This is a genomic window from Citrobacter sp. Awk 2 (assembly GCF_028069815.1).
Taxonomy (GTDB): Bacteria; Pseudomonadota; Gammaproteobacteria; order Enterobacterales; family Enterobacteriaceae; genus Citrobacter.
On record NZ_JANEWL010000002.1, the window covers coordinates 31,342 to 50,435 of the forward strand.

Consider the following 19,094-nt stretch of genomic DNA (forward strand, 5'->3'; position numbering starts at 1 on the left):
AACTTTCTTAACGACGTTACCGGTGCAGACTAACTGGTGTAACAATTTATTTCGATGACTGCCTTCACAAAAAAAAACTAAGCTCTATAATTTTTAGCACGCTGTTTCATTTTTGCAACGCAGATCGTTTTCCTGATAGAAAAGCAACGCAAAGGACGCGGTTTTAGACTAATTAGCCGCGTTAGTATTTCAATAAAAATAAAACAACAATATTACGGAGGAATATCTTCGAATGAAGAAGAGAAATGCAGGATGGTGTTAACACCATCCTGTTGAGACGTTTAGCGGTTATTGCCAGCCGTAACGACGGCTATAAAAACCTTTCACTAACTGGGTCAATGTCATGTAGCCTGCCAGAATCGCAATCAGCCACGGGAAGTAGCTCAGCGGCAATGCCTGCAATTGCAGGTAGCTGGCCAATGGCGAGAACGGTAACGCAATGCCCACCACCATCACGACCAGCGTCATCAGCATCAACGGCCATGCGGCGCGGCTCTGGATGAACGGCACACGACGGGTACGGATCATATGCACAATCAGCGTTTGCGACAACAGACCGACCACGAACCAGCCTGACTGGAACAACGTCTGATGTTCTGGCGTATTGGCATGGAAAACGAACCACATCAGGCAAAATGTCAGAATGTCGAAGATAGAGCTGATCGGTCCAAAGAAAATCATAAAGCGTCCCAGCTCGGCAGGGTTCCAGCGCTGCGGCTTTTTAATCTGCTCTTCATCAACGTTATCAAACGGGATCGCCACCTGGGATACATCATACAGCAGGTTCTGAATCAGTAAGTGCAGCGGCAACATCGGCAGGAACGGCAGAAATGCGCTCGCCACCAGCACGCTAAACACGTTGCCAAAGTTGGAACTGGCCGTCATTTTGATGTACTTCAACATGTTCGAGAAGGTACGACGCCCTTCGATCACCCCTTCTTCCAGCACCATCAGGCTCTTTTCCAGCAGGATGATGTCTGCCGCTTCACGCGCAATATCAACCGCACCATCAACAGAAATACCAATGTCTGCCGCGCGCAACGCCGGGGCATCGTTGATACCATCGCCCATAAAACCCACTACGTGACCTTCACGCTTGAGCAGTGTGACAATGCGCTCTTTGTGCATTGGCGTCAGGCGGGCAAACAGCGTGGTACGCTGAGCCAGTTTTGCCAGCTCGTCGTCGCTTAACCCTTCAATGCTGCTGCCGATAACCACATCACCTGCATCCAGACCCACTTCATGACACACTTTCGCCGCCACCAGCTCGCTGTCACCGGTGAGAATTTTCACCGTAATACCGCTGGCTTTCAGGGCTTTCAGCGCCGGTGCGGTCGTTTCTTTCGGTGGATCGAGGAAGGCGATATAGCCTTCAAGGATCAGGTCTGACTCATCAATACGTTGGTAATCGCCCTCACGCGCAGGCAGGTATTTCGTCGCCACCGCCACCACGCGCAGCCCCTGGCGGTTCAGCGTATCGGTAACGCGTTTCACCCGGCGCAGCATGTTCTCATCCAGCGGGACAATTTCCCCGTTATGGCGCACCTGGGTGCAAACACTGAGGATCTCCTGCAACGCGCCTTTGCACACCAGTTGATGCACATCGGTTTCTTCAGCGACCACCACCGACATCCGACGACGCTCAAAATCAAACGGGATCTCATCAATTTTCTGCCAGCGGGTAGAGAGCTGACGGGCAGATTCTTCATCCACACCTTCGAGAACCGCCGTATCCAGCAGATTCTTCAGCCCGGTCTGATAATGGCTGTTCAGCCACGCGGAATACAGGACGTGTTCGCTGGGCTTACCGGAGATATCGGTATGATTCTCCAGCACTATTTTATCCTGAGTCAGAGTACCGGTTTTATCGGTGCACAGAATATCCATCGCGCCAAAGTTCTGGATGGCATCGAGGTGTTTGACGATAACCTTCTGTTTGGACAGCTTCACCGCCCCGCGCGCCAGCGTTGAGGTGACGATCATTGGCAGCATTTCCGGGGTCAGCCCCACCGCGACAGACAGCGCAAACAGCGCCGCTTCCCACCAGTCACCTTTGGTGTAGCCGTTGATGATGAGGACAATGGGCGCCATCACCAGCATAAAACGGATCAACAACATGCTGACGCGGCTGATCCCTTTCTGGAAGGCATTTTGCTCGCTTTCCTGCTCGCTGACGCGGCCTGCCAGTTGTCCAAACCAGGTGTTCGCCCCGGTGGCAATGACAATGGCCTGTGCCGTTCCGCTCACCACATTAGTGCCCATAAAACACAGGGTATCGCACTCCAGCGGGTTGCTTTGCTGCGGGTCACGGCTTGTCGCCACTTTCTCAACCGGCAAAGACTCACCGGTCAGCGAAGCCTGCGCCACAAACAGATCGCGCGCCTGGACGATACGTAAATCGGCCGGGATCATATCGCCGGCTGCCAGCTTAATAATATCGCCAGGAACCAGCTGGTCGATCGGCAGTTCAACCCAGCCGTTCTCCCCTTTTTCGTTGATGACACGCAGGACGGTTGCGGTATTGCTGACCATCGCTTTCAGCGCGTCCGCCGCTTTGGTGGAACGCGCCTCCTGCACAAAATTCAGCAGCGTTGAGATACACACCATCAAGGCGATGACGCCCGCAGCAAACAGATCTTCGGTGGCATAAGAAATGCCGCCCAGAATAGTCAGCAGAATATTAAACGGGTTGCGGTAGCAGACCCACAGATGAACCCACCACGGCGATGGCTTTTGCGTCGGCAATTGGTTTTCACCATGATTTTCGCGGGCGCTCTCCACTTCTGCGGCATTCAATCCTTCCGGATGCGCATCAAACGTTTTCCACAGCGCCTCTTCATCCATCAGCGCCATCTTCAGGCAATGTTCACTGAGTGACGGTGGGATCGGCGTGCTGGCAACGGTCTGGGCATTAGGCAACGGATCGCGATGCACCAAACGATGCGGCAAATGGCGGTTAAGCTGGGCAAACAGCTGGCGGGTTATATTTTTGAACATAGGCAGTCCCTCTGCACCAGTATAAACGGGCGCAGTAAATCCTTCAGGCGTGGCAAAGCCTTGCCTGGTGGCAATTTTAAAATCACAACAGGGACGTCAGAACGTCACTGTCTTACAGCTCCGGTAAGACAGTGAAGACAGGCTTACCGGAGAAGGGGGGTTCTCCATTTCGGGAGAGGGGTGGGATCGGGATCCATATAGCCTCCGGTAAGTGAATGATAAGCGCTGCGGATTATACGCAGAAAACCATAAGGTTTGTGACAATTATGGCGGTATGATACAGCACGGAAACTAAACCAAACGTATACACATCGCCTGAAGGGTGAACGGTTTAAAGCAGACTTTGCCCATTGCACTCCACATGAGTAAAGTTACTCTCTTTGGTATAACTGAAAAAGTGCGCAACGGGAAAACAGGATGCAAAATCGGCTGACTATTAAAGACATCGCCCGCTTAAGCGGCGTGGGGAAATCAACGGTTTCCCGCGTGCTCAACAACGAAAGCGGCGTTAGCGAACGCACCCGTGAACGTGTTGAAGCAGTGATGAATCAGCACGGTTTCTCCCCTTCCCGCTCCGCACGTGCCATGCGTGGGCAAAGCGACAAAGTCGTGGCGATTATCGTCACACGTCTGGACTCACTTTCAGAAAACCTCGCAGTACAGACCATGCTGCCCGCCTTTTATGAGCAGGGTTACGATCCGATTATGATGGAAAGCCAGTTCTCACCTGAGCTGGTAGAAGAACATCTGGGAATGCTTAAACGTCGCAACATTGATGGGGTCGTGCTGTTTGGTTTTACCGGCGTAACGGAAACCATGCTCACCTCCTGGCAGGACTCTCTGGTACTGCTGGCCAGGGATGCCAAAGGCTTTGCCTCCGTCTGTTATGACGACGAAGGTGCCATTCATACCCTGATGCAGCGTCTGTACGATCGCGAACATCGTCATATCAGTTTCCTTGGCGTCCCCCATAGCGATGTCACCACCGGTAAGCGCCGTCATGAGGCCTACCTGACCTTCTGCAAGAAACATAAGCTGCATCCTGTCGCTGCTCTGCCTGGTCTTGCCATGAAGCAGGGCTATGAGCATGCCGCCGATGTTATTACGCCGGAAACCACCGCGTTAGTCTGTGCAACGGACACGCTTGCCCTTGGCGTCAGTAAATACCTGCAGGAACAGCGAATCGACAACCTGCAACTGGCAAGCGTCGGTAATACGCCGCTGATGAAATTCCTCCATCCGGAGATCATCACCGTCGATCCCGGCTACGCTGAAGCCGGGCGGCAAGCGGCGTTACAGCTGATCGAACAGATCAACGGCCGCAGCGAACTGCGGCAAATCGTCATTCCTGCCACCCTCTCCTGATCGCTTTCTGAGCACTAATTTGTGATCTTCGCTGCGTTTCGGGAACGTTCCCATTTTTAAATATTCACCGACGATATACTCTGGCACCAACAACGAGACAGCTGCCGGATGACGTCGCGAAAGCGTCTAATCCGATCTACGGGGAACACACGTCATCATGAGCAAAGTAAAACAAGCGGATATCGACCGGCTGATAGAGCTGGTTGGCGGGCGCGACAATATCGCCACGGTGAGTCACTGCATTACGCGCCTGCGTTTTGTGTTGAATCAACCCGCGAATGCTAGACCCAAAGAGATCGAACAGCTACCGATGGTCAAAGGCTGCTTCACCAACGCCGGGCAGTTTCAGGTGGTGATTGGCACTGAGGTAGGTGATTACTACAAGGCGCTGTTGGCGACCACCGGACAAGCCAGTGCCGACAAAGAGCAGGCAAAGAAAGCGGCGCGGCAGAACATGAAGTGGCACGAGCAGCTGATTTCTCACTTCGCGGAGATTTTCTTCCCACTGCTCCCTGCGCTGATCAGCGGTGGTTTGATCTTAGGTTTTCGTAACGTCATCGGCGATGTGCCGATGAGCAACGGTCAGACGCTGGCGCAGATGCATCCCTCGCTCAAAACGCTCTACGACTTCTTGTGGCTGATTGGCGAAGCGATCTTCTTCTATCTGCCGGTGGGGATTTGTTGGTCTGCCGTGAAGAAAATGGGCGGTACGCCGATCCTCGGCATCGTGCTAGGCGTCACGCTGGTTTCTCCGCAACTGATGAACGCCTATTTGCTCGGCCAGCAGGTACCGGAAGTGTGGAACTTCGGCCTGTTCAGTATCGAGAAAGTGGGCTACCAGGCGCAGGTTATTCCGGCGCTGCTGGCGGGCCTGGCGCTCGGCTTTATTGAAACGCGGATGAAACGCATCGTCCCGGATTATCTGTACCTGGTCATCGTCCCGGTATGTTCGCTGATCCTGGCCGTATTCCTCGCCCATGCCTTTATCGGTCCATTTGGCCGCATGATCGGCGACGGTGTCGCGTTTGCCGTCCGCCATCTGCTGACCGGCAGCTTTGCCCCGATTGGCGCAGCATTGTTCGGCTTCCTGTATGCCCCGCTGGTGATCACCGGTGTACATCAGACCACGCTGGCTATCGATATGCAGATGATCCAGAGCATGGGCGGCACACCGGTATGGCCGCTGATTGCGCTGTCTAACATCGCTCAGGCCTCTGCGGTGGTCGGCATCATTATCTCCAGCCGTAAACACAATGAGCGTGAAATCTCTGTTCCTGCTGCGATCTCCGCCTATCTGGGGGTAACTGAACCCGCGATGTACGGCATCAACCTGAAATATCGCTTCCCGATGCTGTGCGCGATGATTGGTTCGGGCCTTGCCGGGTTGTTGTGCGGCCTGAACGGCGTGATGGCAAACGGCATTGGCGTCGGCGGCTTGCCGGGCATCCTCTCCATCCAGCCAACGTACTGGCAGGTATTTGGTCTGGCGATGGTGATTTCAATTGTTATCCCGATGGTACTGACTTCGTTCATCTACCAGCGTAAATACCGTCAGGGCACCTTACAGATTGTCTGACTTTTCTTCGGGGCGCAGTTGCGCCCCATCGTATCTCCAGGAAACAGCAATGAATATTCCACACTGGTGGCAAAACGGCGTTATCTATCAAATTTATCCCAAGAGTTTTCAGGACACCACCGGTAGCGGTACCGGTGATTTGCGCGGTGTAACACAGCGTCTCGACTACCTGCAGAAACTGGGGGTCGATGCTATCTGGCTGACGCCATTCTACATTTCACCGCAAGTTGATAACGGCTATGACGTCGCTAACTATATGTCCGTCGATCCGGCCTACGGTACGCTTGCAGACTTTGACGAACTGGTCGCGCAGGCGAAGGCACGTGGCATCCGCATTATTCTCGATATGGTGTTTAACCATACTTCAACCCAGCACGCCTGGTTTCGTGAAGCGCTGGATAAAAATAGCCCGTATCGTCAGTTTTATTTCTGGCGCGATGGCACGTCAGAGGCCAGCCCGAACAACTGGCGCTCCAAATTTGGCGGCAGTGCCTGGAGCTGGCACGCCGAAAGCGAGCAGTATTATCTGCACCTCTTTGCCCCAGAGCAGGCCGATCTGAACTGGGAGAACCCGGCGGTTCGCGCTGAGCTAAAAAAAGTGTGCGAGTTCTGGGCCGATCGCGGCGTGGACGGTCTGCGTCTCGACGTGGTGAATCTTATCTCTAAAGATCAGGACTTCCCGAACGATCCAGACGGCGATGGACGCCGTTTTTATACCGACGGTCCACGCGCACATGAATTTTTGCGTGAGATGAACCGCGATGTCTTTACCCCACGCAACCTGATGACGGTGGGAGAAATGTCATCCACTACGCTGGAACATTGCCAGCAATACGCCGCCCAGGATGGTAGTGAGCTGTCGATGACCTTTAACTTCCACCATCTGAAAGTGGATTACCCCAATGGAGAGAAATGGACGCTAGCAAAACCCGACTATGTGGCGCTAAAAACCCTGTTCCGCCACTGGCAGCAAGGCATGCACAACATCGCCTGGAACGCGCTGTTCTGGTGTAATCACGATCAGCCACGTATCGTTTCGCGTTTCGGCGATGAAGAGAAATACCGCGTTCCTGCCGCTAAAATGCTGGCCATGGTGCTGCACGGTATGCAGGGCACGCCTTATATCTATCAGGGGGAAGAGATTGGCATGACCAACCCACACTTCCGCCAGATAACCGATTATCGCGACGTAGAAAGCCATAACATGTTCGCTGAGCTGAATGCGCAGGGACGCGATGCCGGCGAATTACTGGCGATTCTGGCCAGTAAATCCCGTGATAATAGCCGCACGCCGATGCAATGGGATACCAGCAAGCACGCAGGCTTCACGCAGGGTGAACCATGGATCAATCTGTGCGACAACGCAGCGGATATCAATGTCGCAGCGGCGCTGAATGATGACGACTCTGTGTTCTATACCTATCAGAAGTTGATCGCATTGCGTAAAGCAGAGCCGGTTCTCACCTGGGGTGATTACCAGGATCTGCTACCTGACAGCCCGCACATATGGTGCTATCAGCGCGAGTGGCAAGGGCAACGGCTTCTGGTCATTGCCAACCTGAGCAACACCTTCCAGCCCTGGCAACCCGCCAACACCCAGGGAAACTGGCAGGTGATGATGCACAACTACGCCGAGGTCGCCAGCCAGCCAGGCGATATGACATTACGTCCTTTTGAAGCCATCTGGTGGCTGCAAAAATAGCTTGCAATTGGCTTTGAGCCCGGTACGTATAGCGCTACCGGGCTTCACCGAAGATGTCTGTCTTACCTTCCTGTTTTTGTTGAATAATTAATCAGATTTTTCTTGCCACAATTTACAATCGGCTACAGTGCCCGTCATCTGTACGCTCCAGTTTTTACTTTGCGCTACATCAAATAAATCGTAAACATCCTTGATGCAAATCACTACATATAGAACTTAAAATGCACGCCGACCCAATATGTTGTATTAATCGACTACAATTGCTACAACGACATTTCCCCGGCTAGCGGTGGAATTGTGGATAAAGTGGGTCAGGATTGCGGGAAGTCATTGGCCTGATAGATGAATAAACCCATGGCCGCTTCCCCAACCTCTGTGGATAACCTGTTCTTATAAATATGGAGTGATCATGACACCGCATGTGATGAAACGAGATGGCTGTAAAGTGCCGTTTAAATCAGAGCGCATCAAAGAAGCCATTCTGCGTGCAGCTAAAGCAGCGGGAGTCGATGACGCAGATTACTGTGCCACCGTCGCAGAAGTCGTTAGCAGTCAGATGAATGAGCGCAGCCAGGTCGATATCAACGAGATCCAGACCGCGGTAGAAAACCAACTGATGTCTGGTCCGTACAAACAACTCGCCCGTGCGTACATCGAATATCGCCACGACCGTGATATACAGCGTGAAAAACGTGGCCGTCTGAACCAGGAAATTCGTGGTCTGGTTGAGCAAACCAACTCTGCTCTGCTGAATGAAAATGCCAACAAAGACAGCAAAGTGATCCCGACCCAGCGTGACCTGCTGGCGGGTATCGTCGCCAAACATTATGCGCGCCAGCACCTGCTGCCGCGTGATGTCGTCCAGGCACACGAGCGTGGTGATATTCACTATCACGATCTCGACTACTCGCCGTTCTTCCCGATGTTTAACTGCATGCTGATCGACCTGAAAGGTATGCTGACACAGGGCTTTAAGATGGGTAACGCGGAGATTGAGCCGCCAAAATCCATCTCGACCGCGACCGCCGTCACTGCACAAATCATCGCGCAGGTTGCCAGCCATATTTATGGTGGCACCACGATCAACCGTATTGATGAAGTCCTCGCGCCATTCGTGACCGAGAGCTTTAATAAACACCGTAAAACCGCTGAAGAGTGGCAGATCCCGGATGCTGATGGTTATGCACATTCCCGTACCGAGAAAGAGTGCTACGACGCATTCCAGTCCCTTGAGTATGAAGTGAATACCCTGCATACCGCTAATGGTCAGACGCCATTCGTCACCTTTGGTTTTGGCCTGGGGACCAGTTGGGAATCCCGCTTGATCCAGCAATCCATTCTGCGTAACCGCATCGCGGGACTGGGTAAAAACCGTAAAACAGCCGTCTTCCCGAAACTGGTATTCGCGATTCGTGACGGTCTGAACCACAAGTTTGGCGATCCAAACTACGACATTAAACAGCTGGCGCTGGAATGCGCAAGCAAGCGTATGTACCCGGATATCCTGAACTACGATCAGGTAGTGAAAGTCACCGGTTCGTTCAAAACCCCAATGGGCTGCCGTAGCTTCCTCGGTGTCTGGGAAAACGAAAACGGCGAACAGGTTCACGACGGACGTAACAACCTTGGCGTTATTAGCCTGAACCTGCCACGCATCGCGCTGGAAGCCCATGGTGACGAAGCCACCTTCTGGAAACTGCTCGACGACCGTCTGATTCTGGCACGTAAAGCGCTGATGACCCGTATCGCGCGTCTGGAAGGTGTGAAAGCCCGCGTTGCGCCAATCCTGTATATGGAAGGTGCCTGCGGTGTTCGCCTGAAAGCGGACGATGATGTGTCTGAAATCTTTAAAAATGGCCGCGCATCCATCTCTCTGGGTTACATCGGCATTCACGAGACCATCAACGCGCTGTTTGGTGATAAGCACCTGTACGACAGCGAAGAGCTGCGCGCCAAAGGTATCGCCATTGTCGAACGTCTGCGTCAGGCTGTTGATCAGTGGAAAGACGAAACCGGCTACGGTTTCAGCCTGTACAGCACGCCAAGCGAAAACCTGTGTGACCGCTTCTGCCGTCTCGATACCGCCGAATTTGGTGTGGTACCAGGCGTAACCGACAAAGGTTACTACACCAACAGCTTCCACCTTGATGTAGAGAAGAAGGTGAACCCATACGACAAAATCGACTTCGAAGCGCCGTACCCGCCGCTGGCAAGCGGAGGCTTCATTTGCTACGGCGAGTACCCGAATATTCAGCACAACCTGAAAGCGCTGGAAGACGTGTGGGATTACAGCTACCAGCACGTGCCGTATTACGGGACCAACACGCCAATCGATGAGTGCTACGAATGTGGCTTTACTGGTGAGTTCGAATGCACCAGCAAAGGCTTCACCTGCCCGAAATGTGGTAACCACGACGCGGCCCGCGTGTCGGTCACCCGCCGCGTATGCGGTTATTTAGGCAGCCCGGACGCGCGTCCGTTTAACGCTGGTAAGCAGGAAGAAGTGAAGCGCCGCGTTAAGCACTTAGGTAACGGGCAGATAGGTTAATTTCCGTTTGCAAAGGCCGTAGGCCTGATAAGACGCAATCGCGTCGCCATCAGGCATCACAATGTTGCCGGATGAGGTGCAAGCACCTTATCCGGCCTACATGCTTTCTGGACATCTTCTATGCAATACCACCAATATTATCCCGTCGATATCGTTAACGGCCCCGGCACCCGCTGCACCTTGTTTGTTTCCGGGTGCGTGCATGAATGCCCTGGCTGCTATAACAAAAGCACATGGCGGTTAAACTCCGGTCTGCCATTCACCAAAGAGATGGAAGACAAGATCGTTGCCGATCTTAACGACACGCGCATTCATCGCCAGGGTATTTCGCTGTCCGGCGGCGATCCGCTGCATCCGCAAAACGTGCCGGATATCCTGAAACTGGTACAGCGTATTCGCGCTGAATGTCCGGGGAAAGACATCTGGGTATGGACCGGTTACAAGCTCGATGAACTCAACGCCGCACAGATGCAGGTGGTGGATCTCATCAACGTGCTGGTCGATGGCAAATTTGTGCAGGATCTCAAGGACCCGGCGCTTATCTGGCGCGGTAGCAGCAATCAGGTCGTGCATCATTTGCGATGATCGTTAAAGCCGTTTGTTTGCATCGTGATAGACGGCTGAATGTTCTCGCTTGCCGACCGCGACAACAAACACAATCACAACTTCATCCCGAACCTGGTACACCAGACGATAGCCGGACGATTTAAGCTTAATTTTATAGCAGTCAGGAAGACCGTTTAAACGGGCAGAGTCAATTCTGGGGTTCAATAGCACATCAGCCAACTTTTTCTTAAGCTGAGCCTTCACCGTATCGCCCAGCTTATGCCACTCTTTTAAGGCCCTCGGGTCGAATTCCAGTTCATAAGTCATCCAGACTAACCTTGATTCCCTTTTGCGGACTAGACAGCCTCTCCCGAACTGTCTGAATCAGTGCATCTTCACTGTCGCTAAGAGTGACGGTTTTCACTGGCATGCGCCCCGTTTCCGCGACGTACTGGAACAGTAATCGCACGGCTTCCGTTGGCGTAATGTTCAGTTTTTCCAGCACGGCATAAGCCTCATTTTTGAGTTTGTCATCCAGACGGACGTTCAGCGTGGCCATTATGCCTCCAATAGAATCGAATGTGTAATGCAGTCTAGCATTACATTCGCATTACATCGAATTCTGGATAACACCTCTCAAAAACGACTGACGCACTCCATCGCAACCGTTTTGAACTCGGCAAAATTCTGACACGCGCAGAGCCGCGTCATGGCGCGTTCACGCAGGAAGGTGACGAAAATATCGTAAATGGCCATCGCTTCTTCGTATTCGCTTTTGCTAATGGCGAGCAAGAAAATCACGTGTGCCGTTTCATCGCCCCAGGCGATACCCTGCGGGGCAAGGATGGTGTAGACCACCGTTTTCTTTGCCAGCAAGCCGAGCGCATGCGGCAGAGCAATGCTGTCGCCCAACATGGTGCTGACAATGGCCTCACGTTCAACAACCGAATCAAGAAACTCCGCGTCGACAAAACCTTCATCCTGCAACTGTTGGCATAACGTTTTGAACAGCATCTGCTGATCCATGGTGCCGTCGATAATACGAAAGTGGGCGGCATCGAAAAACTTGTTCAGCATCCATGGACGGGTTCTGTCGACCAGCACCAGTTTGCCAATTTGTTCCAGTTGATAATCGGTAGGGAACGGCGCAATCATGACCACAGGCTTATCTTTTTCACCCACCCGCGCGGTAGAGATGACAAAATCTTCGCTAATGCTTTCCCGCTGTTCGTAGTCGCGCAGCGTTACGGTATCGACGATCTCTATCTGCGGATACTTACGCGCCAGCACCGCTTCAATCATCCGCACCATCGCATTTCCCGCATCACAGACCAACAGCACACGCGGTTGACGCTGGTAACCGATGTTGTAACTACGTTCCAGCCCAACGCCAATATGCAGAACCAGAAAGCCGATCTCATTTTCACTGATGGTATACGGCGTGTATTTCCCCCAACCTGACACGGCGGCCAGCGTCATATCCCATGCCATCGGGTAGTGCTGTTTAATATTTTCCAGCAACGGATTAGGGATCATTATCTGGTAACGCACCCGGGTGATCATCGTCTTAATATGTGTCAGCAGATCGGCATGCAATTGCTGGTCATTCAGCAGGTTGTAGTTGTACTGGGTGTTGATAAAACGCAGGATGTAATTGACCAGCGCTTCGTCATCATCGGCATTGATGGCGCTGGGCGCAATCTCCTGTACCTGACGGGCGGCAATGTGTACCTGAAGCCAGTTTTCTTCATACACGGAAAGCGGCTTGTCTGCCAGTTGGTGCAAAATCCCCGCAATCTCTCTTGCCGCCAGGCACACCGCCTGTTCAGTTTCTTCAGCGGCAAATTCAGGCAGTGGATACCCTTCGCTAATCCGCCGGATAGCCACCGCACAGTACAAGCGCAGAAACAGCTCGCCCTCATCGGTCAGTCGAATATGAAAACGGGAAAAAATGTCCTGCAAAACGGGTTGCAGTTGCTCTGGGATCCCGGCGTTCAATGCTTCTTCCGTTACCAATGGGTGCTGCGGATCCTGCTGCGCCAGCATCCACAGCAGATCGGTCAAACAGGCACGGATCGCCATCTCGCTGCCGAACAGCTTCATGCCATGCCGGGGACGCGTTTCCAGCGTCAGATGATAACGTTGCAGGTGTTCACGGACTTCGGCCATATCGTTTTGCAGCGTCGCGCGACTGATAAACCATTCATCTGCCAAATCTTCCAGCTTCAGCGAAAAGGCCGACGTCAGAAAACGAACCACCAGCCAGTGAACCCGCTCCTGGCTGGTCCGTGGGATACGCAGCAACGTGTCGGGCTGCTGCGTCTGCAGGGCATGAAAACTTGCCAGATCGTCAATTTTGAGCTGATAACCATTACCCCGGCTGAGGACAAACTGCGCACCATACTGGGTGAGCAGCGCGTTTAGCGCGGTGATATCCGCACGTACGGTGCGTGTAGAAACCGACAACCGCTGCGCCAGCTCATCCTGCGGGAGCGCTTCGTTTTGCAGCATGTCAAACAGCTGCGCTAAACGTTGGTTGGGGAATCTCACGTCAGTTTCCTCATCTGTTAATTAGCCTACGCAGGCGCGGGTGATCGCCAGCAGTTGGCGAACGTCCTGCGGACGGGTATCGCCACTCACCTTATCAATAATCGAACTATAGATGTGAGGAATGATTTTGCTCACGCCGGCATCCAGGGCGATCTGCAGGATTTCCGCGAAATTTTCCAGGTCTATACCGCCGGTAGGCTCAAGCCAGAAGTCGTGACGGGCGCAGGCCTGCGCGACCGCGATGTATTCATCACGGCATTTCAGACCGCCCATCGGAAAGTACTTAATTGAGCTACCGCCCATATCTTTGAGCAGAGCAATCGCGGTTTCAACCGGCACAATGCCGTCTGGTGCCTGGCTGCTTAGCGGACCGGTGGAAATTTTCACCCTGCCCGGCGTCCCCGTTGGCGAGACCAGACCATTGACTACCGTATCCTGCTGGCCCAATAACGCACGGCTGGTTGCCACACCGGTAAACACCTGATTAACATGCTGAGGCTGCACCTGGCGGGAAATTTCACTGACCATTGCCGACTGGTTCGGATCGCCCGCCCCCAGCCCCACAGACAGTGCATTGTCAATAAGCGCCGCGTATTCACGCATATCCGCAACCGCGCTTTCGACGTTGGGGTAATTTTTTGACAACACGCCAACCAGCACGTGTCCTTCCGCCGCCGCATAAATATCCCGGGCGTTCTGTTTGGAGCCTGCCAGCACGTTCAGACAGACGCGATCGCGGTAAAAATTAGGGGTTAATTTCATGCTTTTTTCTCCTGCGAAATCACTTCAGCAATCCGGCGAGCCACAATCTCCAGTTGCGCACGATCGACGCTGCGCACATCCGCCTCAATGATGCCTTCATTGGCTTTGTAACCACGGAAGTAAATCGCATACTCCCCCTGTTTCAGCGCCTCGACCAGTTCGCCCGTGGCGATACCGGTTACCGCTTCGTCAAACTTAATTTCTGTACGTGCAATGTCACGCCCTGCACTGTCCCACACGACACGAGCGCTCACGCCATTCAGGGCATTCAACGCCTCTATAAACGGCGTCATTTTTTCTACCATCTCTGCGCCGCTCTCTTTCTGCGCGCTTAGGTACAGTTCGATAGCACAGGTCAAACCGAGGATGCCTTCTTTGCCGACCTTCATTGCCCGGCCAATGCCCGCCGTCTGGCGTTTGACCCATTCAACATACTGCGTTTTGCCAATCACCAGACCGCTGGTTGGCCCTTCGATCGCCTTCGCACCGCTGTAAATGACCAGGTCCGCGCCGACACGGTAGTAACATTGCAAATCCTCTTCCGCCGCCGCATCGACGATCAACGGTAGGTTATGCGTGCGAGCGACCACCGCAGCCTGCTCTACGCTGAGCATGCTTTTCTGTACACAGTGGTGAGATTTGATATACAGAATGGCCGCCGTGCGCGGTGTAATAGCCGCAGCCAGCTGCGCCGCCGAGCATTCGTTGGCATAGCCCGCTTCCACTAACTTACCGCCGCCGAGCGCCACCATCGCGCCAACCGGAGCGCCGAAGTTAACGTTGTGGCCTTTGGGTAGCACGATTTCGTTGTTATCGACAGGCGTCACGTGCAGGTTTTCCAATAGCCAGTCACTGTCTTTAACCAACACCGCCGCCACCGACTGGGCAATCCCTGCCGAGGCACAGGAAACGACGGTTGCCCCTTCCACATCCAGTAACTTCGCAATGTACTCACCTGTCTTATTGACCAGATCTTTCATTTCGAAGTATTGATTCATCCCCGCCATCGCAGCCTGAACCACTTCCGGTCGTGGCGTGGAGACACCCAGTGCCGTCATGCGACCGGATGTATTAATCACCTGTTTTAAATGGTACTTCTCAAAAATTGAAGGCATGTTCCGCGCTCCCTTGTTCGGTCATATAGCCCTTACCCGCACGTATTGCGGCAAGCGGCACCAGCAGTTGTTCAGCCTGCAGGCTGTCGTTTTCGGCATCTACCAGCACGCCTGGCTGGCGTTTCAACGCAAAGAGGGTCAGATCGGCATCCAGCCCCACCTGCAGTCGGCCCTTGTTTTTCAGCCGCAGACCATCGGCCGCATTGGCGGTTACGCATTCAATAACCTGCGGCAGTGACATGCCGATAGCGAGAAACTTCGACATCACATTCGCCAGGGAATACACCGGGCCGCTGATACGGTTGCGACAGTAAATATCGGAACTGATGGTGTGCGGCAGAATACCCAACTCAATAGCGCGTTTCGCCACCGCAAAGCTGAGGCTGGCTGTACCGTGCCCAACGTCCAGACGAACCCCGCGCGAAATCGCCCGTGTCACCGATGCACGCAGCTCACCTTCCGGTGTCAGAATGCGGTTTGGCTTACCGTTGTAGCAGTGGGTGATGATGTCGCCCGCCATCAGGCGTTCGGCAATCTCATCCAGATCCGGGGGGTTATTGCCGATGTGCACCATCAGCGGCAGGTCACCGTTCTGCGCCTGCATCGCTTTAGCCCGATCCAGCGGTGTAATGCCATTTTCACCGACCACGCTGCTGCTCATGCGCGCCTTCAGACCCACGATAAAATCGGGGTGGCGTTTCACCGCCTGCTGCACCGCATCGGCGTCGATATTGGCCATGTTAGCCAGCTCGTTCTGCGCGATAAGCCCAACGCGGGAGATATTCAGCAGTGCATAAACTTCAGTGGCTGCATCGCGCGTCAGCGTGTAAAAATCGTCAATATCATCAGCGCCAGTACTGCCCGCATCCACCACCGTAGTGACGCCGGTGGCAATGCCCACGCTGTCGGGTTGGTCATGATAAATCGGGGATTTGGGATAACAGTGGACGTGGGAATCAATCCAGCCTGCGCTGACGTAGCACTCGCCGCGTAAGTCGATGATGTTTGCCGCCGGGCTATCAATGTCGCCCAGCGCCGCAATTTTGCCGTCCTTTAGCGCAATATCACTCACCGTATCGTCAACCAGACGCGCATGGCGCAGGAGTAAATCAAACATGTCTCTCTCTCCTGTTGAAATGGGGGCGGTCGTGTAGGCCTGATAAGCGCAGCGCCATCAGGCGTCATTTCCGGATGGCGGCTGCGCCTTATCCGGCCTACAACGGCACACCATCAACTAATGGCAATCGGGAAGATGGAACCGAGGATCATCGCCCCAAGGATCGCACCGCCGGTGATTGGTTTCTGCCACAGGTAAAACAGCAGTGCGCCCGCCAGAGAGCCGATCCCGATAGGAATAGAGGCCGTCATGGCACTGAGGATAATCAACGGCCCAAGGAAGCGGCCGGAGGCGTTGCCGGCCCCCATCATCACGTCAGCCCCGTAGGTCGAGTCGCTCTGATTGATGGTGAACTTACGCGCCAGAATGATGATGTAGCCAATCGCCAGACCAATCACCAGACCGGTGACCAGTGAGGCGGCAAAATTGGCGACCGGGAAAATAATGCCCGCCCCCAGTAGCAGCGCCGGAACGCCTAACCCAACACCGGTCTGAATCGCCCCGCCGATGTCCAGAATCCCCACCAGAGACCCTTCAATGATGCGGGCAAACAGGAAGCTTGCACCAAAAGCCGCTACCGCGCCGTAGGAGCCGGTATCCATTCCCGCTTTAAGCATCGCCACGAATGCCACTTCGTTGAATGCACCAATGCCATACAGGTAGTACATGTGCGTTCCGGCAAAGACGCCAGAAGAGAGCAGGCCAACGAAGATCGGGAACGACCAGTCGGCAAACCAAAAACCTTTATTTTGTTCCATGATGGCCTCCGTTATTTGCCGCTGAGCGAGTTGTGGATCAGTTCCAGCCAGTTAGGCACGGTCAGATGGAAAGATTCGATCATCTTCATATCGAAGCCGCGGAAGAAGCCGCTCAGGACGAACAGCGCGACGATAGCCACCATCATCACTTTGGTGACGTGGTTCCAGCCGCTCTCTTCAACACCTTTACCAATCAGGATACCGAGGACCAGACCCGGAACGGCGTTACCCATAATCAGCTGTGCTGCACCACCGAAAACGGTCGCCCAGAAGCCAGATTTTTTACCGGCATCGATCGCCGCCAGCCAGAAGATCACCGGCATTACCGTGTTAACTAGCAGGTTGGCTGCGGGAACCAGCACCTTAACGGCGGTAACCTGCAATGCTTCGGGTACGGATGATGCGGTAAGGTTCAGGAACGTCACAACGATCATGCCAATGACGCCACAAGCAATCGCCATGCGTTTAGGATCGTGCAGCGTTTCACCGACGTTGCGATTTTTGATCATCAGCGCGGCGGCACCCCAGTTGGGGATGATGCGGTGGTCAACGTCCTGAGTGAACGCCCCCGCCGCAACGGAAGAAGCCCAGGCGTTAAAGAAGAAGCCCAGGCCGAACGAGAAGTGAGAAGCCGGATCCCCTTCACAGGAATTCAGTTCCCCAAGGGTACGAAATGCGCCCATCCCTTGAGTGGTAGGCGCATGAAACATGCGTGCAGCCCCAGCGCCGACACCGACGCCAACCAGCGCGCCGATGATGAGCGATTTTATTAATATTATCAGGAACATAATTATGCCTTTTAATAGAGAATCAGCGTTGCGTAACGAAATCCACCTTGTCGAGATTGATGGCAGTCACGTTGACAGTCACATCCAGCTCCACGCTGAAAGTGCGTCTTTCCCGGCGTAGAAAGAGGAATAAAAACGCCTCTTTGCGCACCGTTTCACGCGCTTGAACGACCTGCACATCCTGTGGCTCAATACGCAGTAAGATATGCGGCGATGCTTTCATCACCGCAGCCTGAACGTGGTTCAGGGCATCGGCAAAGGCGCGCGCTTTGGCTTCGCCCTTGCCAGTGACTCTCACCGTGGTGGTGAATTGCTCTTTCATACTTAAGCGCCGTATTTCTTTTGCCACGCCTGTACCAGGCGCTCGCCGAGCTCTTCTTTGTCCATAAAGCCGAACCCCAGCACGTTGCAACCTTCGTTGATGGCGGTCACGCCCTCTTCAACTGAGCGCATTCCATATTTCGCCTTGTAGCCGTATTTGGTCTGTGCAGTGATAGCCCCCGCGCCGCCGCTGCCGCAAAACGAGATGCCAAAGGTGGCATTTTCCGCTTTCATCACATCGCCCAGCTTCATATCAGCGGCAACGCCCGGTACCACAACCGCACGGCCGCCTGCTTTCTCAACACCTGCTGCCACTTTCTGGCCTTTACCCAGACGATCGCCAATCACTACGGTAATCTGTTCCATCTTTTGCTCCTTAAAGGTTGTCTTTCGCGACTTCGAAGTGCACCGACAGCAGCCAGGCCTCTTCCTCAGGAAGATTGCCAAACTCGGCGACGACGTCGCGGGCAAGCGCCATTGATTCGGCAGATATTTCATCAAATAAGCTGGCATCGACTTCAGGTAGCGGTTCACCCGTGACCGAGCGGTGCGCCATGGCGCGAACGTGCGATGTCAGCATCTGTTCCTGTACTGCGTTGGGAATAATGTGGCGTTTACGCAGCAAGGCATACACCTGCGCCAGCATGCGGTCGGCCAGTTCCACCGATTCCCCCATGTCATTCATTACAGCTCCGTTAATCACTCGTCTTACCCCACTAATGGCTCTGAGGGTAAAGTAGCGGTGGAGGTTAAAAGTTTGTAGCGAGTTGTTTTCCACTTCGAAGTGGAAACGGACGCAGCGACAGTGATCTGTGCCGCAAAAAGGGCGGGATTGGTTATTTTCCCCTTGGATAACGTGATGGAGATCGCACGAGATAGCAGGGAAACCGCAAGCAGCAGGAAAAACGGGTTGGCGTTAAAAGTTAAATAATGTGATGGGGATAACGTT

The 19,094-nt window shown here is 53.8% G+C and carries 17 protein-coding genes; 5 read left to right on the forward strand and 12 right to left on the reverse strand.

From position 1 onward, the window contains the following. Positions 1-288: 288 nt before the first annotated feature. Entirely contained in the window at positions 289-2,997 is a 2,709-nt protein-coding gene (mgtA, locus tag NNO02_RS00930; RefSeq protein ID WP_271454051.1) for a magnesium-translocating P-type ATPase, read from the reverse strand. Between the two features lie 417 nt (positions 2,998-3,414). On the opposite strand from mgtA, the gene treR reads away from it, so the two are divergent. From treR to nrdG, 5 genes are all read left to right on the forward strand, one after another. Then, positions 3,415-4,362: a trehalose operon repressor TreR gene (gene treR, locus NNO02_RS00935; protein ID WP_137383943.1), complete on the forward strand. Its 948-nt coding sequence runs from the start codon at positions 3,415-3,417 to the stop codon at positions 4,360-4,362. Between the two features lie 157 nt (positions 4,363-4,519). After that, the gene (gene treB / locus NNO02_RS00940) at positions 4,520-5,938 is read left to right on the forward strand and encodes a PTS trehalose transporter subunit IIBC (RefSeq protein WP_271449179.1); all 1,419 of its coding nucleotides are present in this window, start codon (positions 4,520-4,522) and stop codon (positions 5,936-5,938) included. 49 nt (positions 5,939-5,987) lie between these two features. Next, positions 5,988-7,640 carry an alpha,alpha-phosphotrehalase gene (treC, locus tag NNO02_RS00945; RefSeq protein WP_271454052.1) on the forward strand — a complete coding sequence of 551 codons (1,653 nt, stop codon included), beginning with the start codon at positions 5,988-5,990 and terminating at the stop codon, positions 7,638-7,640. A gap of 409 nt (positions 7,641-8,049) precedes the next feature. Beyond that, the gene (gene nrdD / locus NNO02_RS00950; RefSeq protein ID WP_137383946.1) at positions 8,050-10,188 is read left to right on the forward strand and encodes an anaerobic ribonucleoside-triphosphate reductase; all 2,139 of its coding nucleotides are present in this window, start codon (positions 8,050-8,052) and stop codon (positions 10,186-10,188) included. A gap of 120 nt (positions 10,189-10,308) precedes the next feature. After that, positions 10,309-10,773: an anaerobic ribonucleoside-triphosphate reductase-activating protein gene (nrdG, locus tag NNO02_RS00955; protein ID WP_271440317.1), complete on the forward strand. Its 465-nt coding sequence runs from the start codon at positions 10,309-10,311 to the stop codon at positions 10,771-10,773. A 3-nt stretch (positions 10,774-10,776) separates the two neighbouring features. Here the strand turns inward: nrdG and NNO02_RS00960 are convergent, their stop codons facing one another. The 11 genes from NNO02_RS00960 to NNO02_RS01010 form a co-directional block, all read right to left on the reverse strand. Next, complete coding sequence (locus NNO02_RS00960) at positions 10,777-11,061, reverse strand: type II toxin-antitoxin system RelE family toxin (RefSeq protein WP_000220581.1); 285 nt, start codon at positions 11,059-11,061, stop codon at positions 10,777-10,779. Next, complete coding sequence (locus tag NNO02_RS00965) at positions 11,051-11,293, reverse strand: type II toxin-antitoxin system RelB/DinJ family antitoxin (RefSeq protein WP_000212724.1); 243 nt, start codon at positions 11,291-11,293, stop codon at positions 11,051-11,053. The genes NNO02_RS00960 and NNO02_RS00965 overlap by 11 nt, the downstream gene beginning before the upstream one ends. Positions 11,294-11,370: 77 nt before the next feature. Further along, the gene (locus tag NNO02_RS00970; protein ID WP_271454053.1) at positions 11,371-13,284 is read right to left on the reverse strand and encodes a BglG family transcription antiterminator; all 1,914 of its coding nucleotides are present in this window, start codon (positions 13,282-13,284) and stop codon (positions 11,371-11,373) included. A gap of 21 nt (positions 13,285-13,305) precedes the next feature. Continuing rightward, positions 13,306-14,046: a 2-dehydro-3-deoxy-phosphogluconate aldolase gene (gene dagF / locus NNO02_RS00975; RefSeq protein ID WP_271440315.1), complete on the reverse strand. Its 741-nt coding sequence runs from the start codon at positions 14,044-14,046 to the stop codon at positions 13,306-13,308. Further along, positions 14,043-15,161 (reverse strand): DgaE family pyridoxal phosphate-dependent ammonia lyase, encoded by a 1,119-nt coding sequence (locus NNO02_RS00980; RefSeq protein ID WP_271454054.1) that lies wholly within the window; start codon positions 15,159-15,161, stop codon positions 14,043-14,045. Before NNO02_RS00980 ends, dagF begins: the two co-directional genes overlap by 4 nt. Then, positions 15,145-16,278, reverse strand: a complete 1,134-nt coding sequence (locus NNO02_RS00985; protein WP_271454055.1) for an amidohydrolase/deacetylase family metallohydrolase — start codon at positions 16,276-16,278, stop codon at positions 15,145-15,147. Before NNO02_RS00985 ends, NNO02_RS00980 begins: the two co-directional genes overlap by 17 nt. A 113-nt stretch (positions 16,279-16,391) precedes the next feature. Then, positions 16,392-17,036, reverse strand: a complete 645-nt coding sequence (locus NNO02_RS00990; protein WP_003830379.1) for a DUF4310 family protein — start codon at positions 17,034-17,036, stop codon at positions 16,392-16,394. A gap of 11 nt (positions 17,037-17,047) precedes the next feature. Further along, positions 17,048-17,824, reverse strand: a complete 777-nt coding sequence (locus NNO02_RS00995) for a DUF4311 domain-containing protein (RefSeq protein WP_003025764.1) — start codon at positions 17,822-17,824, stop codon at positions 17,048-17,050. A gap of 22 nt (positions 17,825-17,846) precedes the next feature. Beyond that, positions 17,847-18,146, reverse strand: a complete 300-nt coding sequence (locus NNO02_RS01000; protein ID WP_038636649.1) for a DUF4312 family protein — start codon at positions 18,144-18,146, stop codon at positions 17,847-17,849. A gap of 2 nt (positions 18,147-18,148) precedes the next feature. Further along, the gene (locus tag NNO02_RS01005; RefSeq protein WP_137383954.1) at positions 18,149-18,511 is read right to left on the reverse strand and encodes an SFCGS family glycine-rich protein; all 363 of its coding nucleotides are present in this window, start codon (positions 18,509-18,511) and stop codon (positions 18,149-18,151) included. A gap of 10 nt (positions 18,512-18,521) precedes the next feature. Then, positions 18,522-18,830: a glycine dehydrogenase gene (locus tag NNO02_RS01010; protein ID WP_271454056.1), complete on the reverse strand. Its 309-nt coding sequence runs from the start codon at positions 18,828-18,830 to the stop codon at positions 18,522-18,524. Between the last annotated feature and the right edge of the window lie 264 nt (positions 18,831-19,094).

Bases quoted from the DNA above. Each gene is read 5' to 3' on its own strand.
- NNO02_RS00985 (WP_271454055.1), bottom strand. From the start codon at position 16,278: ATGTTTGATTTACTCCTGCGCCATGCGCGTCTGGTTGACGATACGGTG.
- NNO02_RS00980 (WP_271454054.1), bottom strand. From the start codon at position 15,161: ATGCCTTCAATTTTTGAGAAGTACCATTTAAAACAGGTGATTAATACA.
- nrdD (WP_137383946.1), top strand. From the start codon at position 8,050: ATGACACCGCATGTGATGAAACGAGATGGCTGTAAAGTGCCGTTTAAA.
- NNO02_RS00965 (WP_000212724.1), bottom strand. From the start codon at position 11,293: ATGGCCACGCTGAACGTCCGTCTGGATGACAAACTCAAAAATGAGGCT.
- NNO02_RS00960 (WP_000220581.1), bottom strand. From the start codon at position 11,061: ATGACTTATGAACTGGAATTCGACCCGAGGGCCTTAAAAGAGTGGCAT.
- NNO02_RS01000 (WP_038636649.1), bottom strand. From the start codon at position 18,146: ATGAAAGAGCAATTCACCACCACGGTGAGAGTCACTGGCAAGGGCGAA.
- nrdG (WP_271440317.1), top strand. From the start codon at position 10,309: ATGCAATACCACCAATATTATCCCGTCGATATCGTTAACGGCCCCGGC.
- treR (WP_137383943.1), top strand. From the start codon at position 3,415: ATGCAAAATCGGCTGACTATTAAAGACATCGCCCGCTTAAGCGGCGTG.
- dagF (WP_271440315.1), bottom strand. From the start codon at position 14,046: ATGAAATTAACCCCTAATTTTTACCGCGATCGCGTCTGTCTGAACGTG.
- mgtA (WP_271454051.1), bottom strand. From the start codon at position 2,997: ATGTTCAAAAATATAACCCGCCAGCTGTTTGCCCAGCTTAACCGCCAT.
- NNO02_RS00990 (WP_003830379.1), bottom strand. From the start codon at position 17,036: ATGGAACAAAATAAAGGTTTTTGGTTTGCCGACTGGTCGTTCCCGATC.
- treC (WP_271454052.1), top strand. From the start codon at position 5,988: ATGAATATTCCACACTGGTGGCAAAACGGCGTTATCTATCAAATTTAT.
- NNO02_RS01010 (WP_271454056.1), bottom strand. From the start codon at position 18,830: ATGAATGACATGGGGGAATCGGTGGAACTGGCCGACCGCATGCTGGCG.
- NNO02_RS01005 (WP_137383954.1), bottom strand. From the start codon at position 18,511: ATGGAACAGATTACCGTAGTGATTGGCGATCGTCTGGGTAAAGGCCAG.
- NNO02_RS00995 (WP_003025764.1), bottom strand. From the start codon at position 17,824: ATGTTCCTGATAATATTAATAAAATCGCTCATCATCGGCGCGCTGGTT.
- treB (WP_271449179.1), top strand. From the start codon at position 4,520: ATGAGCAAAGTAAAACAAGCGGATATCGACCGGCTGATAGAGCTGGTT.